Source organism: Streptomyces sp. GLSS-08, assembly GCF_056387915.1.
Map to the genome: position 1 here is coordinate 59,969 of NZ_JBWJAQ010000002.1, position 22,394 is coordinate 82,362.

The window sequence follows — 22,394 nt, forward strand, 5'->3', positions numbered from 1 at the left end:
CGGCCGTATGCTGCCGGTATGCAGCGCATCCTCGTGGCCGGCAGCAGCGGGGCCGGTAAGTCCACCCTGGCGCGTGCCGTGGCGGCACGGCTGGACGTGCCCTGCCACGAGATGGACGCGCTGTACTTCGGCGGGCCCGGCTGGGCGGTGAGCGCGACGTTCAGCGAGGACGTCGGCCGGATCGCCGGGTCCGGGAGCTGGATCTTCGACTCGTTCGGCGCTCCCGAGGTCCGCGACCTGCTGTGGGAGCGTGCGGACACGGTGCTGTGGCTGGACTACCGGCGACGCGTGATCATGCCCCGTGTCCTGCGCCGTTCACTGCGCAGGACGCTGTCGCGCGAGCGCCTCTTCGGCGGCAACCGGGAGACCCTGGCGGACTGGTTCCGGGCCGACCATCCCGCCTGGTGGGCCTGGTCCCAGCACGGGACGAGGCGCGCGGAGATCCACCGGCGCGCCCTCGACCCCCGGTTCGCGCCGCTGCGCGTGGTGCGCTTCGGCACTCCGGGCGAAGCCGCGCGGTGGCTGCGCTCCCTCGGTCCCGCCGACTCGTCCTGACGGAGCGTCAGCCGGAGAACCGCTTCTGGGACAGGGCCCCGTCGGTGTCCCCGGGCTCCCCGGTCGGCACGGCCGCGCGCATCGACCTGAGAGCGAGGAGCAGGACGCCGATGTCGTCCAGGTAGACGGGGTCGGGCAGCAGGTCGGCGGGGAGTACGAGATAGGCGACGGCGCCCCAGAACACCCAGCGGGGCCCGGCCGGGAGACCGGCGCGGCGCAGGTCGCGGCGGGCCCGCACCAGCCGGACCAGCAGCGCGACCGCCACCGCCAGGACCGCCGCCGCGAGGATCGCGCCGACGACGAGCAGGTTCCGTGTCGTGAAGTCCATGTCCGCGTCCTAGTCGTGGTCGGGTGCGTCGAGGCGGCAGACGGCGACGTCGGCGAAGGCGTGCCGTCGTGCCGACCCGGTACGGCACACATCTCGTCCCGGGCCCGGCACGGCCGCGCCGCCGCCGGGACATCACCACGGCTCGCCTACCCGCCCTGGTCGCGATCAGGCGTCGGGTGGCGTTGGAGCGACAGCCGGAAGAGCCGGCTGAGCCCCCCAGCCCGGGGCCGGGGCGTCCGTCAGTGCGGACGGGCGGCCCCACCGCCGGTGAGGGCCTGACTGACGGCCCTGATGCTGCGGGCGATGTGGTGGAGCTGGCCGACCTCGGCGGCGTACATCTTGATGGTGTGCTCGATGACGGACTCCGGGATGCCGAGGGCGGGGAGTTCGGCCCGGGCGGTCTGCAGGGCGGTCCGCGCGACCCGGATCTCGTGCTGCACCTGGATCTGCGCGTGGCGGGCGAGCAGCACGGGGTGGCGCATCAGCGCCGGGTAGCTGGCGTAGCGGGCCGGCACCAGGTCGCGCAGCCACTTGGCGGCCGACCTCTCCCAGTCGTAGCTGCCGGGATTCTTGACCTGGCAAGGCCAGTCCGTACTGATCGGCGAGTAAGTCAGGGCCATGTTCATCGCTTCCGGGGGACATCGGCGGCTCAGTGCGGGTTCTGGGGCGGCCCCGACCTAGGGGATTGACCGGGACCGCCGCCACGGCACTCGCGAGCGAGTCCCGTTCCGAGCACCCGGGACCCGTTGGGTAGGAGCGGACGGTCCCGGGCACTCGTCGGACGCGGCCCCGGAGGCCTCTGGGGCCGCGTCCGTCAGAAGTATTTATATATACCGCGAGATACGCAAGGACATGAAAAAATTCATGCACCGTATGGGCCGAATAGTCCCGTGAAGATGTCGTGACGCACCGTGCCGCGGTCCCTCACGCCGACGGCCGCCGCGACCGCAGATCCTCCGGTCTCCATCCCGCCGGCCCTTCAGTCCTTCAGGAAGAACTGGTGCTGCTCGGCGATCTGCTCGTACCCCTCCAGGCGTCCCTGGGTCCGCTCCGGGTCGGCGTCCGTCATCGCCTGGAGCAGCGCCGCGGACATCACCAGGGGCGCGGCATACGTGTCGAAGACGAGGCGGGAGCCGGTCCCGGTGGCGAAGGTGACGTCGGCCTCGTCGGCCAGCGGCCCGAGCGGCAGGTCGGTGACCAGCGCGACCCGCAGCCCCGCCCGGCGTGCCACCCGCATCGCGGTGAGCGTCTCGTGCGCGTGGCGGGGCATGGCGAAGGCGAGCACCCAGGTGCCGCCCGCCTCACGCGACTGGAGCAGGGCGTCGTACGCGACGCTGCCGCCCCGGGTCACCAGGCGCACGTCCGGGTGGATCCGCCGCGCGGCGTAGGCGAAGTACTCGGCCAGGGACACGGAGATCCGCAGGCCCAGCACGGTCAGCGGCGTCGAGCGGGACAGGGCCCGGCCGACGTCGATCACCTTGTCCGGGTCGGCGAAGTCGCGCCGCAGGTTCTCCAGGTTCTCGATCTCGGCGTCCACCGCCGCCTGCAGTTCGTTGCTCCGGTTCTCCGCGGGCGTGCCGGGCGCGCTGCCGAGGGTGGCGAGCGCGATGGCCTGGAGCCGCTCCCGCAGCGCGGGGTAGCCGCTGAAGCCGACCGCGGCGGCGAACCGGGTCACGGACGGCTGGCTGACCCCCACGCGCTCGGCGAGGTCGGTGATCGACAGGAACGCCGCCTCGGTGATGTGCTCGATCAGGTACTGGGCGATGCGCCGCTGTCCGGGTGAGAGCCGGGGGCCGTCGAACAGTTCCCTGAGCTGCGAGGGCGGCGACGCGCCGGTCTCGGGTGCCGTTCTTCCCGAGGTGATCGCAGATGCCTGCGCGCGTGCCTGCTGCGGCGATGGCACCGAGTCGCCTCCTTCACGTCCCACAAGCACTCAACATAGCTCACTGTCCGTGCTGACCTGGGCGGGTACGGCCACACGAAGGTGGCCGCGAACCTGTTTCACCGCCACCCTCGGGGTACCCGTGTCAGCACGAACGCGTCTGCGCGCAGGCGCTAGGGAGAGGGTTTTCGAATGAGTACGAGTCCGCTGGCCGCATCGCAGGTCCAGGTGGTGCTCAGCGACTGCTCCGCGGCGGACGCCGGGAGTCTGTTCGCCGCACTGTGCAGCCGCTTCTCCTCGGACCGCTGTGCCGAGGACAAGCCCCATGAGACCGAGGGGAACCGGCCGACGATGTGGACCGGTACCTTCGACACCTCCGGCACGGCCGGAGATTCCCCCGTATCGCCGACCGAGCTCTCGGCGCCCGTGACGGCGGACGTGCAGGGTGGTCCTCTCGCGGTGAAACACCTGCGTGAGGCGCTCGCCGAGGCGTTCACCGTGCACCAGCTGGGCGAGGAGGCCGGTGACCAGGAAGTGGAGATCCAGTTGCGGCTGGAGAACAAGCCGGCGCATGGGTCCACGTCCATATGAACACGGACGCGGCCGTGAGGGGAGGGCGTTTCCGCGTCCGTAGGGCGGCGACCGGGTCTCCGACGGAGACCGCCGCCAAGGCCGGGCTGGCCGCCCGGGGTGTGATCTATCTGCTGGTCGGTGTGCTGGCGCTGCAGATCGCCTTCGGCGAGGGGCACCGCCAGGCCGACCGCACCGGCGCGCTGGAGGAGATAGCGGCGCAGCCCTTCGGTGCGGCGCTGCTGTGGATCCTCGGGGCCGGGCTCGTCGGCATGGCGCTGTGGCGGCTGTCCGAGGCGGTCTTCGGCGCGGTCGGTGAGAACGGCCGTTCCTGGCGGAAGCGGCTGATGTCGGCGGCTCGCTGCGTCTTCTACGCCTTCGTCGCCTACTCGGTGCTGTCCTTCGCCGCCGGTACCGGCGGGAAGCAGTCCAGTGACAAGCAGTCCAAGGACGCGACCGCCCGGGTCCTGGAGATTCCGGCGGGCCAGTGGATCGTCGGAGCGGCCGGGGTCGGCATCGTGTGCGCGGGCGTGTGGATCGCCGTCCGGGCCGTGATGCGCAAGTACCACAAGCACATGAAGCTCGGCGAGATGTCGCGTACGACGCGCCGGGTGGTGGACATCTCGGGCGTGGGCGGCGGCGCCACCCGCGGTGCGGTGTTCGCGGTCGCCGGTGTGTTCGCGGTGCGGGCGGCGGTGGCCTACGAGCCCGACGAGGCCAAGGGGCTGGACGACACTCTGAGGTCGTTCGCCGGGACCCCCGTGGGGCCCTGGCTGCTGGCCCTCGTCGCCGTGGGGCTGGTCCTGTTCGGCGTCTTCTCCTTCACGATGGCCCGCTGGCGCAGGGTCTGAGTTCGGGGCCCGAGAACAGAGCAGACGGCCGGCTCCCGCACGTCGGGGCCGGCCGATCTGTGCCCGGGGCCGTGCCGCCGCTCCCGGCGGCGGGCGCGGTCGGGCAGGACCCGGCCGGGGGAGCGAACCGGGGAGCGTCAGGTCGACCAGATGACTCCGCCGTTGTGCAGGACGACCACCTTGCCGTCCGCCCGCAGCACCAGCTGGGCGTTGGCGTGGCCGTGTGTGCGGGAGGCCCAGATGGGGCGGTCGTCGCCGTTGTGGATGACGAGGTTGCCGTCCTCCTGGAAGATCGCCCGGTGGTTGGCACCGAAGGTCATGGACGCCCAGATGGCCTTGTTGTCCTCGTTGTAGACGACGAGGTTGCCGTCGGTCTGCATGATCATGCGGATGCGGTTGGTGGACCAGGACTGTCCGGTCTGCAGGACGCTGGTCGCGTAGACGGTCCTGGTGCCCCAGTTCGGCTTCGGGTCCGCCTTGGGCTTGGTCTCGGCCTTGGGCTTCTTCTCGGGCGACTTGCTGGGCCTGACCGACGGCGAGGGCGCGACGGGCGGGGCGGCGACGGCCTTCGGAGCCCTGCTCTTCTTCGGCTTCTTCCTGCTCGGTGACGAACTGGGCTTCTTGGCCACGTAGTCGTCGAGCACGGCGGGGGCGGAACTGGCGTTCAGGACGGTGTCGGAGCCCGCGGCCAGCCCCTTGGCCGAGTCGGGGCGCTCGTCGTTCGCGCTCCCGGCCAGCAGCAGAGGTATGGCGACCAGGACGGCGCCGGCGATCGCGGCCCCCGCCAGGATCGGCCCCCGGGGACGGCCGGTGTCGGCGCCGGTGCCGGACTTGACGCCCGGTGGCGCCGCCGCGACGGCCACCGCCGCGGCGGCGCCCTCCTCGGGTTCCTCGGCGGACCCGGCGGCGGCCGGCGGCGCCGACGGCGCGGCGGCGGTCTCCTCGGTCTCCGGAGCGGTGCCGGCCCCCGCTTCGGGAATCGCGGTCGCGCTCGGAACCTGCTCGTCCGGTGCCGGGGAAGGGGGTGGGGACCCGGCCTCCTCCGTGCGGGCGGCGACCGCCTCCGCGTTCGCGCCGGGGGTCTGGGGCTGGGGGGACATGCGGTACTCCTCCTCGGTGGCGGAGCTGTCGGTGGTGGGCACGGGCCCGGGCGGCGGGCGGAGCGACGAACACCCCTCGGCCCCCGGGCGTTGGTCAAGAGCCGCACCAAGTAAGCCAGTTCGGTCAGTTCCGGTCCGCCGAGCCCGCACGACCCTCCGCGGCGACAGCCGCAGACCGGTCCGATGCCTTCCGAGCTGCGCGAAGTACTCCCGGACGGCCCTGGGTTGGACGTCCGGGCGGAAGGCACTTGTGCGTTCGACGGGTCCGATGGCCCACCCAACTTAGCCCGTCACCCGGGCGACAGCAGCACCCGCCGCCCCGAGGGCCCCACCGCTTTGTCCACCCACGCCTCACTGCTCCCCAAAAGTTCTTCAATCGGGCAGTGAACGGGCACGTGGGAGACCCCATACGGGCCCGCCCTCCGCGCCCACGGAGGGGGTGCGTGTGGCATCCTGTTGGCTCCCCGATCTGATCAGAGTCGGCGTGCGCGCATCCGGTGCGGCACCCAGGAACCCGTACGGACCGAAGAGTTCAGGTGAAGATGCGGCCCGGAGAACGGCAAGAGGGCAGGCATGACGCCCTGTCCGTGGCACCAGAGGGCTTCGGCCCGGCCGTCGCCGCCGAGCCACCCGTGGCCGAGGCCCCCGAAACCGGCGAGAGCGTCGGGGCGCCCGAGATACCCGAGGCCGTGCGGGCCGCCGCCCGCCAGGCGCCGGGGCACTGGATCGGCGTCGTCGACCCTGAGTGGACGGACGCGGGGACGCCGCCGGAATGGGCCGTGCTGGGGGAGTGGCAGTCGGACGGGAGCGGGGGCGTGGGGGGCTACCGCGCCAACCCCGCCTACCGGCCTTCGGCCCGCGTGCTCGGCTGGCCGGAACCCACCGACCCGGTGGACGCGGCGGCCCAGCGCGCCGCCACCGGCTACGGCTCGGTGGACGAGGCGATCGCGGAACTGGCGGCGGCGGACGTCACCGTGGTGCGCGGCGCGGACGGCGGACCGCTCACGGCCGCCGGTCAGGACGGGGTGCCGGTGGTGCTGTTGTTCACCTCGCCCACACACGAGTTCATGTCCCCGGCACTTCGGCATGGCACGCTTCCGGCCCGGGACCTGGCCCGTTCGCTGCGCGGCTCCGGCACCCGACTGCTCGCCAACGCCGGGGCCGCGGCCCCTTTGCTCGTACCGGCGGACAGCCTTCTCGATCCCGCACGCGTGCCCGGTGCCGAGGAGACGCCCGCACCGGACGGCGGGGAGGTGGAAGGCGGCGGTGGCCTCGCCGGCTCCGACAATTCCTCCGGTTCCGCGGGCCCCACCGGCCCCGCGGCCGCGCCCTCCGACGGCAACTCCCCGGAACCCGGGCCCCACATCACAGGGAGGACCACGTGACACGTCCGGCCCAGCAACCCCCCGTCTCCCCGCGCGCCTCGGCCGGTTCGGAGGGCGGTGAGACGGCCGCCACCGCGTCCGCCGCGTCCACGGCTGAGCCCGACTCCGGGCCCGCCGAGGCGAAGGCCGGAGCCGAAACCGGTACGGCCGCTGCGAAGGCCACCGAGCCCGAGCACGCGAGCGTGTCCGCGCCTACAACAACCGTCGGCAAGGCCGAAGTTGAGGCCGAACACGGAACGACAGCCGGTGCGGCCGAGGGGACGACCACAAGGGGCGGAACCGCGGAACCCGACGCAGAGGCCGACCCCGGTGCCGCCGCGGCGGCCAAGAGCCGGCTCCCCGCGCTCGTACGGACCATGACCGCGACCGCGATCGACCGGCCTCGGCAGGAGACCGGGCCGGTGGGACGGCCGGGCAGGGCGGTGCTGGCCGGAGCCGCCGTCGTGGGCGCACTGCTCGTGTCGGTGCCGTTGCTGATGCTCGGCGGTGGCGACGACAAGGACCCCAAGGGGCCCGCGTCGGCGGGAACCGTGCTCGGTGGCAACGCCCAGGAGGCGCCCGGCGAGTTCGCGGCGGCCGCACCCAGCACCAGTTCCCCCGACGCCGACGCAAAGGACGCCGACGGGAAACAGGGGAAGCCGGTGAAGGAGGCTTCCGCGTCCCCAACCGAGAAGACCGACAACGCCGACGGGCCGAAGGACGCCGGCGAGAAGGAACAGCCGAAGAAGCAGGACAGCGGGAAGAAGGCCGACAGCGGGAAAGACCAGGCCGTGAAAGCCGGTTCGGGCGTCACCCTCGGTGCTCCCGTCTCCCTGCGCAGTCATCTCTCGGGCCGCTGCATCGACGTACCGGACGGTGACTTCTCGGACGGCAAGCAGCTGATCGTGTGGGACTGCAACGGCGGCGCCGCGCAGAGATGGCGGTTCGCGTCCGACGGCACCCTCCGGACCAAGGGCGGCCTCTGCCTGGACGTGGCCGGCGCGAACTACAGCGACGGCACACCCATCCAGATCGCCTGGTGCAGCGACAACGCCGCCCAGAAGTTCGTACTCAACGCCAGCCACGACCTGGTCAACACCGTGGTGGGCAAGTGCGTCGACATCAAGGACAACAACCGGGGCAGCGGGGCCCGGCTCCAGCTGTGGAGCTGTGCGGGGACCGACAACCAGAAGTGGAGCGTCTGACAGGACGCCCGCAGGGCGGGAGCAGCCCTCCCGATGCCCCTCCGCCCCGCGGGCGGGGCATGATGGCACCGTCGGCTCGCCGACACGCGCCCCCGAAGCAGGGGACGTTCACTGAAGACGCCCCCGTGGCAAGGAGGTTGGTGCGTGTCGCGCCAGGTACTGTCGGTCGGTCCCGGGGACCGGGACCGCTACCGGACAATCGGTGAGGCCCTCGCGGCTGCCCGGACCGGCGCACTCATCAGCGTCCGGCCCGGGACCTACGCGGAGAACCTGGTGATCAACACCAGGGTCACCCTCACCGCCGCCGAAGGGCGGGGAACGGTGGAGATCCGTCCGCGCTCGGGCAGCGTGATCGCGCTGCGCGCCGACGCCGTGATGCTCTCCGAGCTGACGCTGCGCGGCGGCGACGCCGAGCTGCCGGCCGTGGACGTGCGGCGCGGGCAGGCCGCGCTGGACGGCTGCGAGATCATCGGCGCCGCGTGGACCGCGATGCTGGCCGGCGGGACGGGCTCGCTCGCGCTGCGGGAGTGCCGGGTCAGCAACGCTCAGGGCGCGGGCATCGTGGTCACCTCCACCACGCCCACCACCGTCGAGTCCTGCACCTTCGAGCACCTGGGCACCAGCGGCCTGGTCCTCGCGGAGCAGGGCGAGGCGCGCATCCGCGGCTGCACGGTGCGCGACGCCCGCGGCAACGGCCTGCTCGCCAACGACGAGTCCCGCGGCACGGTCGAGGACTGCGACATCTCCTCCACCGACAAGCCCTCCATCGCCCTGGAGGCGAACTCCTCACTCTCGGTAATCCGCACCGTCGTACACGACACCAGCACCGGCGTGCACCTGAGCAGCGCGGGCCGTACGACGCTGGAGGACGTCCGCGTCACCGGGGCGTCCGGGAACGGGATCACCCTGGCCAAGGGGACCGACCCGGTGCTGCGCCGCTGCCGCGTCTCACGCACCCGCGGGCACGGCGTGCTGGTCACCGACCGGGCGCGCGGCACCTTCGAGGACTGCTGGGTGGACGGCGCGCAGGGCGCGGCGCTGCGGGTCGCCGGGGCCGCCTCCCCGGCCCTGACCGGCCTGACGGTCCGCGACTGCGAGCAGACGGGGCTGCTCCTGGAGGAGGACTCGGCGGCGGAGCTGGACCGCCTCGAAGTGATCGGCGGCTCACCCGCCGTCGCGGTGCGCGGCGGCGCCAACCCGCTGCTGCGCCGGGCCCGGCTGGTGGAGCCCTCCGGCGACGGCATCTCGACCGCCAAGGACGCCCGCGGCCGCGTCGAGGACTGCGAGGTCGTCCGGCCGAAGGGCGCGGGCGTACGCGTGGCCTCCGGCAGCACCCTCTACCTGGCCGGCGGTGGAGTCTCCGACACGGCCACCAACGGTCTGGTCGTGGAGGACGGCGGCAACGTCACCGTCCGCGACTTCCGCGTCGAGATGTCCGGCGAGGAAGGTGTGGTCGTCGCCACGGGCGGCGAACTGACCGCCAACCGCACGACCGTGCACGCCCCCAAGGGGCACGGCTTCCTGCTCCGTGAGGGCGCGCTCGCCTCGCTCAGCGGCTGCGAGGTCTCCGGCGGCGCCCAGGACGGCTTCCGGGTGGAGTCCACCGCGCCGGTCTCCCTGGTGAACTGCCTGGCCCGCGAGAACGAGGGCGGCGGCCTGGTGCAGACCGCGCCCGGCGAACGGCTCGCCGTGGACGGCCTGAACAGCACCGGCAACGGCAAGCGCGACGCCTGGGGCTCCGGCAGCGCCGAGAACACCGACCCGGCCGGCTCCGGCGCCGCGGACGTGCCTCCGCCGGACCGCGCGGACGGCCCGCTCGGCGCCCTGAACGCGCTGATCGGCCTGGAGAACGTCAAGCAGCAGGTGCGCACGCTGGTCAACCTGACCCAGCTCGCCCAGCGCCGTGAGCAACTCGGCATGTCGGCACCGCCGATGAGCCGGCACCTGATATTCGCCGGGCCGCCCGGCACCGGCAAGACCACCGTGGCCCGCCTCTACGGGGCGATCCTCGCCGAACTGGGTTCGCTGCGAAGCGGGCACCTGGTGGAGGTCTCGCGCGCCGACCTGGTCGCGCAGGTCGTCGGCGGCACCGCCATCAAGACCACCGAGACCTTCCAACGGGCCCTCGGCGGTGTGCTGTTCATCGACGAGGCGTACACCCTCGCCTCGGACAGCGGCAACGGCGGCGCCGACTTCGGCCGCGAGGCCGTGGACACCCTGCTGAAGCTGATGGAGGACCACCGCGACGACGTGGTGGTGGTCGCGGCCGGCTACTCCCGGGAGATGGACTCGTTCCTCGGCTCCAACCCGGGCCTGGCCTCCCGCTTCTCGCGGACCGTCGAGTTCGAGAACTACTCGGTGCCCGAGCTGGTCGCGATCATGGAGAACATGTGCGCCCAGCACCAGTACGAGCTGGGCGAGGGCACCGCGGCCGCGCTGGCGGCGCACTTCGAGGCGATGCCGCGGGACAGCGGCTTCGGCAACGGCCGTGCCGCGCGCGGGGTGTTCGAGGAGATGGTGGACAGGCAGGCGGTCCGGCTCGCGTCGCTGCCGCAGGTCGGTGAGCACGACCTGCGGCTGCTGCTGCCCGAGGACGTCTCCGCCACCGCCGCCGCCGCGCAGGCCACCGAGACCGCCGCCCCGGCCGACGACCCGCTGACCCGCCTCGGCGACATGATCGGCCTGGCCGAGGTGAAACGCGAGGTCGCGGACCTGGTCAACCTCATCACCACCGCCCGCCACCGTGCCGCTGCCGGCCTGCCGGTGCCCTCGCTCAGCAACCACCTGGTCTTCACCGGGCCGCCCGGTACCGGCAAGACCACCGTCGCGCGTCTGTACGGGGAGATCCTGACCCAGCTCGGCATCCTCGACCGGGGGCAGCTGGTCGAGGCGGCCCGCGCCGACCTGGTCGGCCGCTACATCGGCCACACCGCCCAGCTCACCCGCGAGGTCTTCGAACGGGCCCGTGGCGGCGTGCTGTTCATCGACGAGGCGTACACGCTCACCCCCCGCGGCGGCGGTGCCGACTTCGGGCAGGAGGCCGTGGACACCCTGCTGAAGCTGATGGAGGACCACCGCGACGAGGTGGTCGTCATCGTCGCCGGCTACACCGAGGAGATGGAGCGGTTCCTCGCCTCGAACCCGGGTCTGTCCTCCCGCTTCCCGCGCCGGATCGGTTTCGCCGACTACTCCTCCGAGGAACTGGTCACCATCGTGCGTGCCCAGGCGGCGAGCATGGGGTACGAGTGCGGACCGGGCACCGGCCCACTGCTCAAGGAGTACTTCGACTCACTGCCCCGCGACCGCTCCTTCGGCAACGCCCGGCTGGCCCGCCAGGTGGTCGAGTCGATGGTCACCCGCCAGGCGGGGCGGCTCAGTTCACTGGCCGCACCCACCCTCGACGACCTGCGTGTCCTGCTGCCCGAGGACGTCGTGTCCGCGGCACCGAAGACGGCCCCCCGATGAGAGCGTCCGTGCGCGGGATCGCGCGCCTGCTGCCCTGCACCGGCCTGGCCGCCGCGCTGCTGCTGCCCGCGGCCGTCCCGGCCCAGGCGGCGCCTCCCACCCGGCTGCCCGCGGCCGACGGGAAGAACGGCCAGGAACTGCCCGGCATGCCCTCCGCGTTCGCCGCGGACTCCGACGCGGTGAACTGCACGCCCGCCTCCCGCGAGAAGGCCAGGAAGCAGGACTGGTCGCGCCAGCGCCTCGACCTGGACCGGCTGCACGGGTACAGCACCGGCGCGGGCGTGACGGTCGCCCTGATCGACACCGGCGTCGCGCCGGGCGCCGCAGGACTGGACGGCCGGGTCACCGCCCAGGGCGCGGCCGGTGAGGACTGCGTCGGGCACGGCACCTTCCTGGCCGGACTGATCGCCGGAGCCGGCGAGGGCAGCGCGCCGCTGACCGGAGTCGCCCCGGACGCGAAGATCCTCGCCCTGCGCGGTACCGATACGCGCGGCCGGGCGAGCACCGGCCTGGTCACGGCGGCGGTGCTCGACGCGACCGAGGCGGGGGCCGACGTGATCGCGGTCGCGGTGGCCCTGCCGCGCCGTGACGCGGAGTTGACCCGGGCCGTCGCCGAGGCACGTGACGCGGGCGCGCTGGTGGTGGCCGCGGCCACCCCGGACCCCCCGCGGAGCGGCACCGACGAGATCCCGGCCCGCACCTACTGGCCGGCCGGTGAACCCGGCGTCCTGTCGGTCGCCGACATGCTTCCCGGCGGTGGCCGCCCGGACAACGCGCTCGCCACCAGCGGGATCGACCTGGCCGCGCCCGGCGCCGGGGTGGTGTCCGGCGGCCCGCGTGGTGACGGCCACTACCTGGGCGCCGGTTCTTCGGTCGCCGCCGCCTACGTCGCCGGGGCCGCTGCCGCGGTCCGTGCCGTCCGGCCCGACGACTCGCCTGCCGCGGTCGCGCGCCGCCTGACCGCGACCGCCTACCCCGCCGACATCCCGCAGCTCGACCCCTACGCCGCCGTCACCACGGTCCTCGGTGACTCGGGTACGTCTTCCGGCGCTGAGCGCGCCGCAGTACCCGTGACCGTCCGCGACACCTCCTCCGCCGAGCGTGCCACGGGCCGCGCGACGCTCTTCGTCCTCCTCGGCACCGGCGGCGTCCTCGCCGTCCTCTGGGGCGCCTTCGTCCTGCCCCGCGCCCGGGCCCGGGGCTGGCGCCCGGCGGGAGCGGGAGCGGGGGCGCCGGAAGAGGACCGCTGAGTACGGTCCGAGGGGCGTGGACGCCCCTGGGGCCGCCCACGGGCTCGCACGGCTGAGCGGTTCGCCGACCGCGGACCGGCGGGGGCTGGTCGCCCCTTCCCCGCGCCCCTGGCGGGGCACGTGCAACCGGAAGCGGGGGCCACCTCATCAGGTGGCCCCCGCTTCCCGCGCTTCGTGCTTCCTCAGTCGTCCTGGCCCCGGGGATCCGCCACCAGCGCGGTCTGCATCAGCTTCGCGCGGCGGCGGGCGATGTGCAGTGCCCGGCCGGGCGGGAGGTTCCTGGGCTTCGCGTTGCCGAAGAGACGGCCCTCCGTGGGCGGGCAGGAGAGCAGGACGGCCGGATTGTTGGCCTCGTCCAGGCGCCGGATCAGGCCGTCGCTGAGGCCGCGGCCGGCCCCCATGGCACTGCGGGCGACGACCAGGTGCAGACCCATCTCGAAGCCGAGCGTCAGGTACTCGAACAGCGGCTCCATGGGGCTCTGGAACGAGCTGCCGGAGACCATGTCGTAGTCGTCGATCAGGATGAACAGACGCGGACCGGTCCACCAGTCGCACTTGCGCATACGGTTCGGCGCGATGTCGGCGCCGGGGACGCGGGTCTTCATGGCCCTGGCCGCCCCCTCGATGGTCTCCTTGAGGTTGTCCAGCGAGATCACGTGCCCGATGCGGTACTCCTCCGGGACGGTGTCCACCAGGGTGCGGCGGTAGTCCACCACGATGATCTTCGCCTCGGCGGGGGAGTAGCGGGCGGTGATGCCCGCGGTGACGTGGCGCAGCAGGTTGGTCTTGCCGCTCTCGGTGTCGCCGACCACGATCAGGTGCGGAGTACGGCTGAAGTCGTGCCAGACCGGTTCCAGGGCGTCCTGGTCGATGCCGAGCGGCAGGCGCATGCCGTCGCCCTCGGTGGACTCGGGCGCCGGGAGCTCGGCGGCCGGCAGCCGGTGCGGCAGCATCCGGACCTGGGGCGCGGGTGCGCCGGGCCAGTGCCGGGCGACCTCGGAGACCAGGTGGGCGACGCCGTCGCCGAGGTCCTCCAGGGAACCGCTGCCGTCCAGCCGGGGCAGGCCGGCGAGGAAGTGCATCTTGCTGTCGGCGGTGATGCCGCGACCGCCGCTGCGCGGCACCGAGCGGGCCTTGCGGGTGTCGATCTCGGAGTCCATCGGGTCACCCATCCGCAGTTCCAGACGGGTCGCGGACTGGTCACGGACCTGGGCGGACAGCTCCACCCAACGGGTGGTGGTGATGAGCAGGTGAATGCCGTAGTTGAGGCCGCGGGCGGCGAGTTCGTTGAACTTCGGGATCAGGTCGTCGTAGTCCTGCCGGACCGTGGACCAGCCGTCGACCACCATGAACACGTCGCCGAACGGCTCGTCGGGGAACTCCCCGGCGGCCCGCCGGCGGCGGTAGGACTGCATGGAGTCGATGGTGTGGTCGACGAAGAACTGCTCGCGCCGGGCGAGCAGTGTCATCACCTCGGCGACCGCGCGGTGCACCCGCTCCGGGTTGAGCCGCGCCGCGACGCCGCCGACGTGCGGCAGCGCGGCGAGCTGCGAGAGACCGCCGCCGCCGAAGTCGAGGCAGTAGAACTGGATCTCGGCGGGCGTGTGGGTGAGGGCGAGGGCGCCGATCAGGGTGCGGGTGAGCGTGGACTTGCCGCTCTGCGAACCGCCCGCGACGGCGACATGGCCACCGGCCCCGGAGAGGTCCACGACCAGCGGGTCGCGGCGCTGCTCGAAGGGCTTGTCCACCAGTCCGACCGGAACCCGCAGCCTGCCGGTCCCGGACCAGTCGGCGGCGCTGAGACCCCGCTCGGGGTCGGGGGCGATGCCGGGCAGCAGGGCGTCCAGCGGGGACGGCTCGTCCAGCGGCGGCAGCCACACCTGGTGGGCGGCGGGGCCCGAGTCGCGCAGCCGGTCGAGGGCCACGGCGAGCAGTGTCTCCTCGTCCTCCTCGCTCTCCTCGCTCGCAGGCTCCGGATCGGGCGCGGCCTCCAGGGTGCGCGGCACGACCCAGCCGCTGGTCCACGGCACCACCTGGCTGGCCACCCGGGCCTGGACCACCGCGCCGGTACGACGACGGTAGGTGCCGGACGAGTAGGCGGCACGGAACCGGGTCAGCGCCTCGACACCGGACTTCAGGTAGCCGCTGCCCGGCTGCGCCGGAAGCTCGTAGGCGTCCGGCACGCCGAGCACGCCCCGGCTCTCCATGGCGGAGAAGGTGCGCAGGCCGATCCGGTACGAGAGGTGACTCTCCAACTGGTGCATCCGGCCCTCGTCCAGGCGCTGCGAGGCGAGCAGCAGGTGCACCCCGAGTGAGCGTCCGAGGCGGCCGATCATCACGAACAGGTCCATGAACTCCCGGTGCGTGGAGAGGAGTTCGCTGAACTCGTCGACCACCACGAACAGGCTGGGCAGCGGGGTGAGGTCGGCCCCCGCGGCGCGGGCCCGCTCGTACTCCAGGGCGGAGGTGTAGTTGCCGGCCGCGCGCAACAGCTCCTGGCGGCGCATGAGTTCGCCGTGCAGGGCGTCCTGCATACGCTCCACCAGCGCGACCTCGTCGGCCAGGTTGGTGATGACGGCGGAGGTGTGCGGAAGTTCCTCGAGGCCCAGGAAGGTGGCCCCGCCCTTGAAGTCGACCAGGACGAAGTTCAGGGTCTCGGAGGAGTTGGTCAGCGCGAGACCGAGTACGAGAGTGCGCAGCAGTTCGCTCTTGCCGGAGCCGGTGGCGCCGATGAGCATGCCGTGCGGACCCATGCCCCCTTGCGCGGACTCCTTGATGTCGAGCTCCACCGGACGGCCGTCCACGCCGACCGCGACCGGGACCCGCAGCCGCGCGGAGCCGGTGTGCCGCGCGAAGAGCGTGGCCGGGTCGTGCCGGTGCAGGTCGGGGATGCCCAGCAGGGTGGTCAGCTCGACGTCGGCGTCCAGCGGCTGCGCGATGTCGGTGCCCAGGCTGATCCGGCGGGCCGTGAGCAGCCGGGCCAGCGACTCGGCACCGAGCGGGCCGAGCCGGTCCGGACGGCCGAGTGCCACCGAACGCTCCTTGCGGCTGCGGTCGGTGCGTACCAGATTCACCCGGTCGGGGCCGACGGTCAGCCGCAGCGTGTTGCGTCCGGGCCGCCAGCGCAGCGCCCCGGAGACGTCGAGGACCACGGCGTTGCGGTAGCCGTGCCCCTCCCAGCGATGGCCCTCGGGGACGGTGACGCCGTCCAGGACGACGACGGTGTAGGGCTCGTCACGGCCGGGGCGGGCATCCGGGTCGAAGCCCGGGCGCTCGGCGAACTCGGCGCCGAGCAGGTCGTCCAGCTCGGTCAGGTCGGCGGTGATCCGGCGGACCTGGCCCGCCCCGTCCTCCTCCTGCGGATGCAGCGCGTGCGGCAGCCACTTGACCCACTCCCAGTCGGGCCGGCGCTCGTCGCTGACGCAGACCGCGAGCCACAGCTCCTCCGGCGCGTGGAACACCGCGAGCTGGGCGAGCGCGGCGCGCACCAGGGCACGTACGGCGTCGGCCGGGTCCTTGGCCGGAGCGCCGCCCCCGGTCCCGGCCTCGCCGCTGTCCCCGTTCGGCCGGACGCCCGGCTCGGCGGACGCCCGGCCGGGGGTCTCCTCGGGGCGCAGCAAAATCCGGGCCGAGGAACGCAGGTAGAGGCCGAGCGGCTGTTCCGGGACGGTGGAGTAGGCGCGGATGAAGCGGCGCAGGGCGTGCGCGCAGAGGGGTTCGAGATCCTCCACCGGGCGGGTGGAGACCGGCTGCAGGGTGAGCGCGAGCTGCTGTTCACCCACCGCGAGGCGGGCCTCGCCGAAGTCCTCGTCGCCGGGGCGGCGCTCCCACAGCCGCGAGGTGCGGGCCAGGGAGCGGAGCGAGGCCGGGTCCGGGTGGCGCCAGGCGAGCGCCCGCTGCTGCTCCACGATGGTGGACCTGACCCGCTTGCGCATCTGCGCCAGGTAGCGGAGGTAGTCGCGGCGCTCGCCCTTCAGACGCTGCTTGCGCTCGCTGGAGCGGCGCATCAGCTGCCCCAGCAGCATCGCACCGGCGGAGAGCGCCATGACGCCCATCGCCAGATACATGAAGACGCCGTTCCCACCGCCGGGGCGCAGGAACATCAGCATCATCGACACCGACATCAGCGCCATCGGCAGATAAGTCCATATCGCCGAGGTGTCGGGCACCGTCTCGGCGAGGACCGGTGGCTCCTGCAGGGTCAATTGACCCTCGGGCATCTCCGGTCCGCGTCTGCGGGCCGGCCGGCGAAACAGCACCACACTCAAGGAACGAAACCTCCGGTTTCAGTGGCTTTCCGGCCCGCACCGAATACCGGCGCACCCGGCAGCGGGAAAGACCGTACCGAGCTGATTCTCCGGGTTCCGCGTCGGGCGGTGAACGCCGGGGTGAATGTTTCGAGCGGATAGCGGGGACGGTCAACTCCCGTGAAGGACAACTCCATACCGGACAATGAGTCCGGTCCGCAGCACGATCCGGCGGGCGTAGGCAGTAGTCTGCATTCACGGAACGCGACCTGTCCACGTGGGACAGGCGGTCGCCGGCGGCGCGGACACAACTCTCCCGCTCTGTACCCCCCGTTCGCGGTCGCGCCGGCCTTCCGTACTCTTCGCAGGTCCCCCTGCCGGGGAAGCCTTCCTGCCAAAGCCCCCACGGAAGACGAGAGTTCAGCTGATGACCGACAGCGCTGTGGCCGAACTGTGCCGCCTGACCGTACGTGCGCCGAGCGTCTCCGTCGATCTGGCCGTGCCCGCCGACGTGCCGGTCGCCGATCTCCTGCCCACGCTGCTTCGCTATGTCGGCGAGGAAGCCGAGGAGGCCGGTCTCGACCACGCGGGCTGGGTGCTCCAGCAGCTCGGCGACGCCCCGCTCGACGAGGAGACCACCCTCACCCGCGCCGGGCTAGCCGACGGCGCCGTGCTCTACCTGCGCCCGCACACCGAGGCGCTGCCCGAGGCCCGCCTCGACGACCTGGTGGACGGGATAGCCGACACCGCGGGCCGCAAGCTGCACACCTGGCATCCCGAAGCGGCCCGCGGACTCCTGGTCGGCACCGCGGTGGCGACCGTGGTGGCCGCCCTCGCCCTGGTGCTCTGGCCCGGGACGACCGGCTCCGGCCGCCTCCAGGTCGCCTTCGCGGCCGTGACCGGGCTGCTGCTCCTCGCGGGCGCCGGCTCGGCCAGCCGCGCGGTCGGCGACCGTCTCTCCGCGACCGCGCTGGCCCTGCTGGTCGCGCCCTGCCTGGCACTCGCCGGCTGGCTGCTGCCCGGCGGCGACCTGACCGGCCCGGACGCGGCCCGCGTCGCGGGGGCACGGCTGCTCGCCGCGGGCGCGGCGGGCGCGGGCGGTGCGGTCCTCGCGCTCGCCGCCACGGCCGTCGGCGCGCCGGCCCTCTTCGCCACCGCGGTCGTCTCGGTGGCGACCGCGGTCGTCGGCGCCCTGATGGGCTACTCCGGCCTGGACGTGGCGGCCTCGGCGGCTCTCGTGGCGACGGTGGTCGCCCTCGCCGCCGGAGCGGTGGCACCCTTCGCCTTCAAACTGGCCGGGATGCGGCTGCCCGCCCTGCCGTCCTCGGCCGCCCAGCTCCAGGAGGGCATCGAGCCCTACGCGGGCGACGAGGTGGCCGAACGCACCGAACTGGCCGGACGCTGGGTCACCGCGCTCTTCGCCGCCACCGGCATCGTCGCCGCGGCCGCCCTGGTCGTCCTGACCCACGATCCGAACCTGCCCGAGGTGCTGACCTCCGCCGGGCTGAGCCTGCTGCTGCTCCTGCACAGCCGCGGCCTGGTGCACATCGGACAGCGGCTGACCCTGGCCGTACCCGGCGTCTGGGGGCTGCTGCTGCTCGCCCGCGCCTGGGCGGTGGACGACCACGGCGACGTACGCGCGGTGGTCTTCGCGGTGCTGCTCGCCGCCGCCGCCGCGCTCGTGATCGCCGCCTGGACGGTGCCCGGCCGCCGGATGCTGCCGTACTGGGGCCGTGCGGCGGAACTGGCGCACACCGGCCTCGCGGTGGCGCTGCTGCCGTTCAGCCTCTGGGCGGCCGGGCTCTTCGGCTGGCTGCGCGGCCTGTTCGGCTGAGCAGATCCCCCACGCCGCGGCACGCAGAAGGAGTTGAGGACAAGCCGTGCAGTCCAAACGAGACCAGGTCCACGCCCACACGTTCATGATGGGCAGGCTCAGCTCGAGCCTGCTGATGGCAGACCCGGACGCCCCGGAGAGCCCGCTCGGACGCACCACCCGCGGTGTGGTCTTCGGCGTGCTGGTCACCGTCCTGATCGGCGCCGGCGCCACCGTCTACGGCCTGCTGCGCCCCGGCGGGAACGACGGCTGGCGTGACGGCGAGCACCTGGTGGTCAACCGTGACACCGGCGCCCGGTACCTGTGGACGGGCACCGACGGTGTGCTGCACCCGGTGCGCAACTACGCCTCGGCGAAGCTGATCGGCGGTTCCGACCTGGCGACCGCCGACGTCCGCACCCCGTCGCTGCAGGGCGTCCCGGTGGGCGCCCCGGTCGGCATCCCCGGCGCCCCGGACGTGGTGCCCGGCCCCGGCCAACTCGACGACGGGGCCTGGCACATGTGCGTCACCGGACCGGACGGGGCGCTGCCCAGCACCTCCGGAGCCGTGACGACCAGCGGGGTGGACAAGCCGGGAGCCACCACCGTGGCCGCCGGGATGTCCCTGGACGCCCGCGGTATCGGCCGCGACCGCGCGGTGCTGGTGCGCGGCCCGGAGGGCACCGAGTACCTGGTGTGGCGCGGCAGCCGACTGCCGCTGGACCGCGACTCCGACGCCCGCAACGCCCTCGGCTACGGCTCCCAGAAGCCGATGCCGGTCTCGGCGGCCTTCCTCGACGCGCTGGCACCCGGCCCCGCGCTGAAGCCGCCCGCGGTGCCGGGGCGCGGCGAGGAGGGCCCCACGCTCGGTGGAGAGGCCAGCAGGATCGGCCAGCTGTTCAAGGTCAGTGTCCCCGGCGGCGGCAGCACCTACCACCTGCTGCGCAAGGACGGTCTGGTGCCGCTGACCCGGCTCGGTGCCGCCCTGGTGCTGGGCGACCCGGCCACTCAGCGGGACGCCTACCAGGGGGAGTCGCCCGAGGTGCGTACGGTCGGCGCGGACGCGCTGCGCGAACACCGGGGGGAGGACTCCGACGCCGCCGCGTCCGCGGAGCTGCCGGACGCACCGCCCCTCCCGCAGTCCGCGGAGCGCGGCACGGCCCTCTGCGCGCAGGTGGACGGCGACAACGCCGGCGTACGGATCAGGTCGGTGCTGGTCCCGCTGGCTCAACTCGCCCCCGTCGCGGTGTCGCAGGGCACCTCGCAGCCGCTCGAGCCGGCCTGTGTCCCGACGGACGCCACGGTCGTACGGCCCGGGCACGGCGCCCTGGTCCGGGCGCTGCACGCGAGCGGCGCCGCGCACGCCGCCACCACCTACCTGGTGGCGGAGAACGGCGTGAAGTACCGCGTGTCCGCCAAGGAGTCGCTGGCGGCGCTCGGGTACGAGGCCTCGGACATCGGCTCCGTCCCGGCACCGCTGCTGGCGGCCTTCCCCACCGGCGCGGACCTCGACGCGACCGCCGCCTCCGGTGCCACGGAGCCCAGGGTCACGGCTCCGCAGTGCGGTACGGCGGGCCGGTCGGAGAAGGCCGGGGAGAGCGGTGCGGCGGACAAATCCGACAGGGCGGGCGAAGCAGTCACGGCGGGCACCGCTCCACAGAGCTGACACCGCACGGTGATTCCGGCAAGGAACGCATACGGGCTCAGGAAAGGAAAACGGAAAGGCCGGGTGGAGGAAGAGATCGGGCCGAAATCGGTGTCGGTGGCGTGAATTGGCCAGTGCCGCCCAGTGTCGCGGTACCGGTTACCCGGGGGAAACCTCAGAAAAAGCTCAAAGATTTGAACGGTGCGCACCCGTGGAATCCCGCGGGTGCGCGCGCACATTGCCGGGCGCGGTCATTCTCCATGACCGTTCGGTCTCTTCGCGTGCCCGCTTTCTGCCCGCTTCGCGCACCGTGCGGTGACGGTTCCCGCCCGGTTGCCGCCATCGTCGGCGCCCACCTGTTCATCCCGCTGCAACATCGGCACAACTCCGTTGCCATGCAGGCGAATTCTCCCGGACCGGCTGTTGCTCACATCCTTCCTGCACGCGTTGCGCGAAACCCTGTTTTCTCTTTAGCCTCAACTCGCAACGGTGCGACGAGACGCGCCTGAACGAAGGGAGCGTGACATGGCGGACAGCGCCGCAAGGAAAGCGGACTATGCCAAGGGCTTGGGGGGCGTCTCCTCCCTGGAGACCGCCCGGGACCAGGTCGAGAAAACGCAGAACAACGTCGCTGAGATCGCCGCGCGTTCCGGCGTCGGCGGCGACGAGGGCCAGGCCCTGCTGAAGCTCTTCCGCAGCTGGAACGCCGAGGCGCAGAAGGTCGTCATCCAGATCAGCACGATGATCGACGCGCTCCAGGAGAACGTGACCTCCGCCAACCGCCTGGCGAAGGAGAACCAGGACCTGACCGAGGTTCTCAACAGCAAGACCAGCCAGGGCGTCTTCGAAGCACTGAGCTGAACCACCCGCGGTACCGGCGCCCTTCGGTGCGGCCGGACTTCGTGAGCGTCCCGGGCCCCGCGCCCGGCCTTCGAGAGGAGACGTCATGGCTGACGGCATCATTGACGTGCAGTATCCCAAGGTCCAGCAGGCCATCGAGGAACTGATGGAGCAGACCCAGGTCATCATCAACACCCTCAACAACCTGGAGGACGAGCTGAAGCCGCTCGTCACGTCCTGGGAGGGTGCGGACCAGGAGAAGTACCGTGAGGTCCAGGCGGAGTGGGACAACGCCACCAAGAACATGGCGCGGCTCCTCGGTGACAACGGCGAGCTGATCCGGACCATCCACGACAACCACTCCCGTGACGAGCGCAGGAGTGCCGACAACTGGGGCAACGTACGGGCCCGTTGAGCCTCGGGGCCCAGCGCCTGCCCGGAGCTTCCCCTCCGTCCTGAGGGCGGGGCGGCGACCGAAGTCGCGCGCGTGCGATCGAGAACGCCGAACCGCCCGCATGGCGGCGCCGTGCGGGCGGTTGAGGCAACGGTCCCGCGCGGGCGGTTGCGGCAACGCCAGCCCGGGCCCGCAACGCCCCCGTCCGACCCGGGCCCGCAACCCCCCGTCCCACCCGGGCCGCAACGCCCCCGGCCCCGCCCACCGGGGCCGTCCCCGTACCCCCGTCCGGCGCCTAGCAGCAGGAGATCGTCCCATGGCCGGTGAAAAGGCCGACGTCAAGCATTTCGACCTCAAGCAGATGGAGAACTTCCGGGACAACGAGGTACAGCCGGTCTACACCGCCGCGAAGAAGCACCGTGAGGACGGCGACGGCTCCACCATCCGCCCGCTCGGCCAACTCGTCGACGGACACACCACCCCGGACAACCTCGCCCAGGACAAACAGCTCCTGCGCATCGGCAAGATGGTCACCGACCCCCTGGTCTCGGGACCGAAGCTGATCGAGGGCGTCCGCACCGCGGCCGAGGCCATCGACAAGCTGCTCGGCGACCAGATGGACCTCTTCAAGGAGCTGAAGGAAGCGCTCACGGACACCATCGAGGAGGCCAACAAGACCAAGGACAAGAACCTCGGGGCGATCGACGCGCAGACGCTGCTGCAGACCTTCGAAGAGGTCGACACCCTCACCGCCGGCACCGCGGAAGAAGAAGACTGATCCCTCGCGCGCCGACGGCGGACACGGCCGACCGGCGCGCCCCGTGAGCGAGACCCGCCTGCACGTCCGTACGAGAACGCGGTGTGCCGGCACGGACGACAACCGAC

General features: G+C 72.7%; 17 protein-coding genes. 12 read left to right on the forward strand and 5 right to left on the reverse strand.

Annotated features, from left to right (window positions below; translation table 11 throughout):
* Positions 1–18: 18 nt before the first annotated feature.
* Positions 19–555 (forward strand): AAA family ATPase, encoded by a 537-nt coding sequence (locus AC0ZLC_RS03015; RefSeq protein WP_476750280.1) that lies wholly within the window; start codon positions 19–21, stop codon positions 553–555.
* Between the two features lie 7 nt (positions 556–562).
* Here AC0ZLC_RS03015 and AC0ZLC_RS03020 read toward each other — a convergent pair whose 3' ends face one another.
* The 3 genes from AC0ZLC_RS03020 to AC0ZLC_RS03030 all read right to left on the reverse strand — a co-directional run bounded on the left by AC0ZLC_RS03020 (position 563) and on the right by AC0ZLC_RS03030 (position 2,786).
* A complete protein-coding gene (locus AC0ZLC_RS03020) occupies positions 563–883 on the reverse strand; it encodes a YkvA family protein (RefSeq protein ID WP_476750281.1) in 321 nt (106 codons plus the stop codon).
* Between the two features lie 239 nt (positions 884–1,122).
* Positions 1,123–1,503, reverse strand: coding sequence for a hypothetical protein (locus AC0ZLC_RS03025; RefSeq protein WP_476750282.1), 381 nt, complete (start codon positions 1,501–1,503; stop codon positions 1,123–1,125).
* A 359-nt stretch (positions 1,504–1,862) separates the two neighbouring features.
* Complete coding sequence (locus tag AC0ZLC_RS03030) at positions 1,863–2,786, reverse strand: MurR/RpiR family transcriptional regulator (protein WP_476750283.1); 924 nt, start codon at positions 2,784–2,786, stop codon at positions 1,863–1,865.
* A 171-nt stretch (positions 2,787–2,957) separates the two neighbouring features.
* Here AC0ZLC_RS03030 and AC0ZLC_RS03035 point away from each other — a divergent pair, with 171 nt between their 5' ends.
* On the forward strand, positions 2,958–3,356 hold the full coding sequence (locus AC0ZLC_RS03035; RefSeq protein WP_476750284.1) for a hypothetical protein: 399 nt from the start codon (positions 2,958–2,960) through the stop codon (positions 3,354–3,356).
* The gene (locus AC0ZLC_RS03040) at positions 3,353–4,186 is read left to right on the forward strand and encodes a DUF1206 domain-containing protein (protein ID WP_476750285.1); all 834 of its coding nucleotides are present in this window, start codon (positions 3,353–3,355) and stop codon (positions 4,184–4,186) included. The genes AC0ZLC_RS03035 and AC0ZLC_RS03040 overlap by 4 nt, the downstream gene beginning before the upstream one ends.
* A 137-nt stretch (positions 4,187–4,323) precedes the next feature.
* On the opposite strand, the gene AC0ZLC_RS03045 is transcribed toward AC0ZLC_RS03040, so the two are convergent.
* On the reverse strand, positions 4,324–5,286 hold the full coding sequence (locus tag AC0ZLC_RS03045; protein WP_476750286.1) for a mannose-binding protein: 963 nt from the start codon (positions 5,284–5,286) through the stop codon (positions 4,324–4,326).
* A gap of 542 nt (positions 5,287–5,828) precedes the next feature.
* On the opposite strand from AC0ZLC_RS03045, the gene AC0ZLC_RS03050 reads away from it, so the two are divergent.
* From AC0ZLC_RS03050 to AC0ZLC_RS03065, 4 genes are all read left to right on the forward strand, one after another.
* Positions 5,829–6,671 carry a type VII secretion system-associated protein gene (locus tag AC0ZLC_RS03050; protein WP_476750726.1) on the forward strand — a complete coding sequence of 281 codons (843 nt, stop codon included), beginning with the start codon at positions 5,829–5,831 and terminating at the stop codon, positions 6,669–6,671.
* Positions 6,668–7,855, forward strand: coding sequence for a ricin-type beta-trefoil lectin domain protein (locus AC0ZLC_RS03055; RefSeq protein ID WP_476750287.1), 1,188 nt, complete (start codon positions 6,668–6,670; stop codon positions 7,853–7,855). The genes AC0ZLC_RS03050 and AC0ZLC_RS03055 overlap by 4 nt, the downstream gene beginning before the upstream one ends.
* 144 nt (positions 7,856–7,999) lie before the next feature.
* Positions 8,000–11,320: a right-handed parallel beta-helix repeat-containing protein gene (locus tag AC0ZLC_RS03060; RefSeq protein WP_476750288.1), complete on the forward strand. Its 3,321-nt coding sequence runs from the start codon at positions 8,000–8,002 to the stop codon at positions 11,318–11,320.
* Positions 11,317–12,570, forward strand: a complete 1,254-nt coding sequence (locus AC0ZLC_RS03065; protein WP_476750289.1) for a S8 family serine peptidase — start codon at positions 11,317–11,319, stop codon at positions 12,568–12,570. Before AC0ZLC_RS03060 ends, AC0ZLC_RS03065 begins: the two co-directional genes overlap by 4 nt.
* Positions 12,571–12,752: 182 nt before the next feature.
* On the opposite strand, the gene eccCa is transcribed toward AC0ZLC_RS03065, so the two are convergent.
* A complete protein-coding gene (eccCa, locus tag AC0ZLC_RS03070; RefSeq protein ID WP_476750290.1) occupies positions 12,753–16,790 on the reverse strand; it encodes a type VII secretion protein EccCa in 4,038 nt (1,345 codons plus the stop codon).
* A gap of 454 nt (positions 16,791–17,244) precedes the next feature.
* Here eccCa and eccD point away from each other — a divergent pair, with 454 nt between their 5' ends.
* The 5 genes from eccD (at position 17,245) to AC0ZLC_RS03095 (ending at position 22,287) form a co-directional block, all read left to right on the forward strand.
* Positions 17,245–18,651, forward strand: coding sequence for a type VII secretion integral membrane protein EccD (eccD, locus tag AC0ZLC_RS03075; RefSeq protein ID WP_476750291.1), 1,407 nt, complete (start codon positions 17,245–17,247; stop codon positions 18,649–18,651).
* Between the two features lie 46 nt (positions 18,652–18,697).
* On the forward strand, positions 18,698–20,296 hold the full coding sequence (eccB, locus tag AC0ZLC_RS03080) for a type VII secretion protein EccB (RefSeq protein WP_476750292.1): 1,599 nt from the start codon (positions 18,698–18,700) through the stop codon (positions 20,294–20,296).
* A gap of 504 nt (positions 20,297–20,800) precedes the next feature.
* Positions 20,801–21,136 (forward strand): hypothetical protein, encoded by a 336-nt coding sequence (locus AC0ZLC_RS03085; RefSeq protein WP_121409269.1) that lies wholly within the window; start codon positions 20,801–20,803, stop codon positions 21,134–21,136.
* A gap of 85 nt (positions 21,137–21,221) precedes the next feature.
* A complete protein-coding gene (locus AC0ZLC_RS03090) occupies positions 21,222–21,530 on the forward strand; it encodes a WXG100 family type VII secretion target (protein ID WP_476750293.1) in 309 nt (102 codons plus the stop codon).
* A gap of 295 nt (positions 21,531–21,825) precedes the next feature.
* The gene (locus tag AC0ZLC_RS03095; RefSeq protein ID WP_476750294.1) at positions 21,826–22,287 is read left to right on the forward strand and encodes a type VII secretion system-associated protein; all 462 of its coding nucleotides are present in this window, start codon (positions 21,826–21,828) and stop codon (positions 22,285–22,287) included.
* Positions 22,288–22,394 lie beyond the last annotated feature (107 nt).

What these genes read in the sequence shown, in the direction of transcription:
- eccD (WP_476750291.1), top strand. Translation starts at nt 17,245, where the DNA reads ATGACCGACAGCGCTGTGGCCGAACTGTGCCGCCTGACCGTACGTGCG.
- AC0ZLC_RS03095 (WP_476750294.1), top strand. Translation starts at nt 21,826, where the DNA reads ATGGCCGGTGAAAAGGCCGACGTCAAGCATTTCGACCTCAAGCAGATG.
- AC0ZLC_RS03025 (WP_476750282.1), bottom strand. Translation starts at nt 1,503, where the DNA reads ATGGCCCTGACTTACTCGCCGATCAGTACGGACTGGCCTTGCCAGGTC.
- AC0ZLC_RS03045 (WP_476750286.1), bottom strand. Translation starts at nt 5,286, where the DNA reads ATGTCCCCCCAGCCCCAGACCCCCGGCGCGAACGCGGAGGCGGTCGCC.
- AC0ZLC_RS03035 (WP_476750284.1), top strand. Translation starts at nt 2,958, where the DNA reads ATGAGTACGAGTCCGCTGGCCGCATCGCAGGTCCAGGTGGTGCTCAGC.
- eccCa (WP_476750290.1), bottom strand. Translation starts at nt 16,790, where the DNA reads ATGCCCGAGGGTCAATTGACCCTGCAGGAGCCACCGGTCCTCGCCGAG.
- AC0ZLC_RS03015 (WP_476750280.1), top strand. Translation starts at nt 19, where the DNA reads ATGCAGCGCATCCTCGTGGCCGGCAGCAGCGGGGCCGGTAAGTCCACC.
- AC0ZLC_RS03020 (WP_476750281.1), bottom strand. Translation starts at nt 883, where the DNA reads ATGGACTTCACGACACGGAACCTGCTCGTCGTCGGCGCGATCCTCGCG.
- AC0ZLC_RS03090 (WP_476750293.1), top strand. Translation starts at nt 21,222, where the DNA reads ATGGCTGACGGCATCATTGACGTGCAGTATCCCAAGGTCCAGCAGGCC.
- AC0ZLC_RS03050 (WP_476750726.1), top strand. Translation starts at nt 5,829, where the DNA reads ATGCGGCCCGGAGAACGGCAAGAGGGCAGGCATGACGCCCTGTCCGTG.
- AC0ZLC_RS03040 (WP_476750285.1), top strand. Translation starts at nt 3,353, where the DNA reads ATGAACACGGACGCGGCCGTGAGGGGAGGGCGTTTCCGCGTCCGTAGG.
- AC0ZLC_RS03085 (WP_121409269.1), top strand. Translation starts at nt 20,801, where the DNA reads ATGGCGGACAGCGCCGCAAGGAAAGCGGACTATGCCAAGGGCTTGGGG.
- AC0ZLC_RS03065 (WP_476750289.1), top strand. Translation starts at nt 11,317, where the DNA reads ATGAGAGCGTCCGTGCGCGGGATCGCGCGCCTGCTGCCCTGCACCGGC.